Source organism: Priestia aryabhattai (assembly GCF_023715685.1).
In the GTDB taxonomy this organism is placed as follows: Bacteria; Bacillota; Bacilli; order Bacillales; family Bacillaceae_H; genus Priestia; species Priestia aryabhattai_B.
In genome coordinates, this window is sequence record NZ_JAMBOQ010000037.1 from 1 (window position 1) to 646 (window position 646).

The 646-nt window shown below is 54.6% G+C and carries 1 rRNA gene; it reads right to left on the bottom strand.

Going from position 1 to position 646, the window contains the following annotated elements:
• A 23S ribosomal RNA gene (locus tag M3225_RS28795) occupies nucleotides 1-646 on the bottom strand; the annotation flags it as partial.

Here is a 646-nt window from a genome sequence, read left to right on the forward strand (position 1 = left end):
CCTTAGGACCGTTATAGTTACGGCCGCCGTTTACCGGGACTTCAATCAAGAGCTTGCACCCCATCATTTAATCTTCCGGCACCGGGCAGGCGTCACACCCTATACGTCCACTTTCGTGTTTGCAGAGTGCTGTGTTTTTATTAAACAGTCGCAGCCACCAGTTTATTGCAACCCCTTCACCCTTCCAGCGCAGGCTGGTCAAGCTACAAGGGCGTACCTTATCCCGAAGTTACGGTACCAATTTGCCGAGTTCCTTCTCCCGAGTTCTCTCAAGCGCCTTAGAATACTCATCTCGCCCACCTGTGTCGGTTTGCGGTACGGTCATCGTTAGACTGAAGCTTAGAGGCTTTTCTTGGAACCACTTCCAATTGCTTCGCTCCCGAAGGAGCTCGCGCCACACCCTTGAATTACGCGCCCGGATTTGCCTAAGCGCCTTCTCCAATGCAGCGACCGGGACTTCCAACACCCGGACAACCTTCCGCGATCCGTCCCCCCATCGCATCTAACAATGGTGCAGGAATATTGACCTGCTTCCCATCAGCTACGCATTTCTGCCTCGCCTTAGGGGCCGACTCACCCTACGCCGATGAACGTTGCGTAGGAAACCTTGGGCTTACGGCGAGGGGGCCTTTCACCCCCTTTATCG